General features: G+C 61.9%; 2 protein-coding genes. Both read right to left on the bottom strand.

The genetic code is table 11. The annotated features are described in order from the left end of the window. On the bottom strand, positions 1–257 hold a 257-nt coding region (locus ACFWPJ_RS33175), incomplete at its 3' end, for a helix-turn-helix domain-containing protein (protein WP_378857527.1). Between the two features lie 161 nt (positions 258–418). Beyond that, on the bottom strand, positions 419–1,126 hold the full coding sequence (locus ACFWPJ_RS33180; protein ID WP_378857529.1) for a creatininase family protein: 708 nt from the start codon (positions 1,124–1,126) through the stop codon (positions 419–421). Positions 1,127–1,278: the final 152 nt, after the last annotated feature.

Below are 1,278 nucleotides of genomic sequence, written 5' to 3' on the forward strand. Positions count from 1 at the left end.
CCGCCGCGCAGAAACGCTCGTCGTTCCACTTCAGCCTTTCCAAGGTTGGCGAGCGTGGCGGCTGGGTCTCGAAGGCCGCCAAATCTCGTTTCGTAGCTCGCAACGAGATCTGGCGGGGGTGTGCGTTCGCCGGTCTCGTAGTAGGACAGTGTCGACTTCCATCGATGGATCTGGCCTGCCAAAGCAGCCAGCGAGACGCCCGCGGCCTCGCGGGCAGCTCGAAGCTGCGCACCGACGATAGCGGCGTGGCTGTCCATACGGTCGAATCATGCCAGTCTGTGGACGCTTTGTGGACAGGAGAATCAGATCGGAGCGGCAGGATCTTGTGTGCACCCGCAATGCGAAGTACATCGCAGCGTTGGGATGTGCGATCCGCGCATCCCAGTCAACGACAGCCGTTGCTTGAGAACTTGAGCGGCTATCGCTTGATTTCATCGAGGTAGTCCTCGAACGAATCGTTGAGGCTCATCAGTACAGCTTCACCCTTGGCGGCAGTGGCCGCTGATGGAAGACCGATGATGCCTGTGGTGGTGTAGGCGGCCGTCCCTTTCAGGAGGAAGTGTCGGCGATCGGAGGCGAGGTGGTCTGCGTCCCGGTAGGAGTCACGAACCAGTTCTGGTCGGGAGTGCAGGAGGATCGAGGTTTCGAGCTCGCCACCATGCATGTCATCGTGGATGTTGCTCACCATCCCAGCCCGCGAACGAGCTGTTTCCCAGTCCGCTCGTCCTGGATAGATAACCACGTGGCGGCCGTCAACGTTGGCTTGGGCGGCGATGTTCGACAGGACGTAATTTCCGCCGTGCGCATTGACGATGACCAGCGTGGTGATCCCGCTTCTGGCGAGAGAGGCGCGGATGTCATCGATGAGCGCGATCAGGGTGGACGCGCTGATGCTGACGGTTCCGGGGAAGGTTTCGTGTTCGTGGCTGGCCGAGATCGTGATCGGTGGCAGCAGCATGAGGCCGTAGCTGTCGGCGATCCGCTCGGCGATCAGGCACGCGATGGCTGTGTCCGTCATCAACGGCAGATGGTCACCGTGTTGTTCGAAGCTACCGACAGGGAGGACAGCGACCGTTGCGCCGACTCGAGGGACGTCGGTCGAGGTGGCGGTCGTGATCAGCTCCACTCGAACTCCTCATCAGGGAATGCTGGGGCGACACGGGCGGTCGCCATGTGCTCGCGCAGCATAGCTGCGAAGGCTTGCGTGTGGCAGCGGTGTCCGCGTTCTTCGAGGGCGATGCCAACCCGCTGGAGCTGCTGGAGGGTTCTGTGTGACCC

The sequence above is a fragment of the Nocardia sp. NPDC058497 genome (assembly GCF_042720195.1).
GTDB lineage: Bacteria > Actinomycetota > Actinomycetes > Mycobacteriales > Mycobacteriaceae > Nocardia.